Source organism: Acidovorax cavernicola, from assembly GCF_003581445.1.
Map to the genome: position 1 here is coordinate 1 of NZ_QXMN01000163.1, position 1952 is coordinate 1952.

The 1952-nt window shown below is 66.4% G+C and carries 2 protein-coding genes; both read left to right on the forward strand.

Annotated features, from left to right (window positions below):
- The first annotated feature begins 217 nt into the window (after nt 1-217).
- The gene (tal, locus tag D3H34_RS32045) at nt 218-1174 is read left to right on the forward strand and encodes a transaldolase (RefSeq protein ID WP_119558807.1); all 957 of its coding nucleotides are present in this window, start codon (nt 218-220) and stop codon (nt 1172-1174) included.
- A 2-nt stretch (nt 1175-1176) separates the two neighbouring features.
- Nucleotides 1177-1952, forward strand: a 776-nt coding sequence (locus D3H34_RS32050; RefSeq protein ID WP_491047158.1) for a phosphoglucose isomerase-related protein, incomplete at its 3' end; no start/stop codon positions are given.

Genomic DNA, 1952 nt, shown 5'->3' on the forward strand with positions numbered 1-1952 from the left:
AGATGTGTATAAGGGACAGGGGTCAGGGTGCCTCCGGCCGCGGCCGGCCGCCGTCAGCCATGGACCACAGCCCCTGTAGGGCAGGGCGGCCGACAACCCTTCGGGCCGCAGGCCGATGGAGCTGCACGGGAACCCGTGCTACGGTGCGCATGAAAACATCGGCCAACGCGCAACTGCGTGCAGGACTTGTCACACCCCTCCCTGGATAATTGATTTCATGAACCAACTCGATGCACTCCGCCAGTGGACCACCGTGGTCGCCGACACCGGTGACTTCAAGCAGCTCAGCATTTCCAAGCCGCAGGACGCGACCACCAATCCGTCGCTGATCCTCAAGGCCGTGCAGAAGGCCGAATACCGGCCGCTGCTCGACGAGACCGTGAAGAAGCATGCAGGCAAGCCACTCGACGAGGTCATCGACCGCCTGCTGGTGCGCTTCGGCACCGAAATCCTCTCCATCATTCCGGGCCGCGTCTCGACCGAAGTCGACGCGCGCCTGTCGTTCGACACCGCCGCCACCGTGGCCCGCGGCGAGCGCATCGTGGCCCTCTACAAGGCCGAAGGCATCGACACCGAGAAGCGCCTGCTCATCAAGGTCGCTTCCACCTGGGAAGGCATCGAGGCCGCGCGCCTGCTGGAACAGAAGGGCATCCGCACCAACCTCACGCTGCTGTTCTCGTTCGCGCAGGCCGTGGCCTGCGGCGCGGCCGGCGTGCAGCTCATCTCGCCTTTCGTGGGCCGCATCTACGACTGGTACAAGAAGTCGGCCGGCGCCGCCTGGGACGAGGCTGCCAGTGCCGGCGCCAACGATCCGGGCGTGAAGTCGGTGCGCGAAATCTTCAACTACTACAAGCAGCAAGGCATCAAGACCGAGGTCATGGGGGCGAGCTTCCGCAACGCGGGGCAGATCAAGGCCCTGGCCGGCTGCGACCTGCTGACCATCAGCCCCGAGCTGCTGGCCGAGCTGGCTGCGAGCAACGAGCCCCTCGAACACGCGCTGGACGCCAAGGCCGCAGCAAAGGGCGAGGCGAAGAAGGTGAGCTACGACGAAGCCGGCTTCCGCTTCGCGCTGAACGAAGACGCCATGGCCACCGAGAAGCTCGCCGAAGGCATCCGCGCCTTCGCGGTCGACGCCGTGAAGCTCGAAAAGCTCATGCAGGAAAGCGGCAAGTAAAGATGGCCATGACCCTGCGCTGTGACCGTGCGCCGGCCTGGGCGCAACTGCAGTCCGCCTTCGACACGGCCGGTCGCCAGTTCGACCTTCGCCATGCCTTCGTGGACGACGCGGGGCGCTTCGAGCGCTTCAGCCAGCAGGCGCCGTACCTCTTTGCCGACCTGTCGAAGAACCTGATCGACGCGCGGACCGAGGAACTGCTGCTCGCGCTCGCGCGCGAGTGCGGCCTCGAAGCGCATCGCGATGCGATGTTCGCGGGCGAGCACATCAACAACACCGAAGACCGCGCCGTGCTGCACACGCTGCTGCGCGCGCCGGCCGATGCGCCCACCGGCCCCAAGACGGCGCACGAACTGCGCGAAGTGCACGCCACGCTCGACGCCATGCTGGCCTATGCCGAGAAGGTGCGCGGCGATCACACGATCACCGACGTGGTCAACATCGGCATCGGCGGCTCCGACCTCGGCCCGCAGATGGCCGTGCTGGCGCTTGCGGAGTTCGTGGCGCCCGGCAAGCGCTTTCACTTCGTCTCGAACGTCGACGGCCACGAGCTGGCGGGCGTGCTGAAGGGCCTGGCGCCCGAGCACACGCTGTTCCTGGTCGCCTCCAAGACCTTCACCACGGCCGAGACGATGACGAACGCACTCTCGGCCAAGCGCTGGTACGAGCAATCGGGCGGCACCGACATCGCCGGTCATTTCGCGGCACTCACCACCAACGTGGAAGCGGCGAAGCAGTTCGGCATCGACACCACCTTCGGCTTCTGGGACTGGGTGGG

What these genes read in the sequence shown, in the direction of transcription:
- tal (WP_119558807.1), top strand. Translation starts at nt 218, where the DNA reads ATGAACCAACTCGATGCACTCCGCCAGTGGACCACCGTGGTCGCCGAC.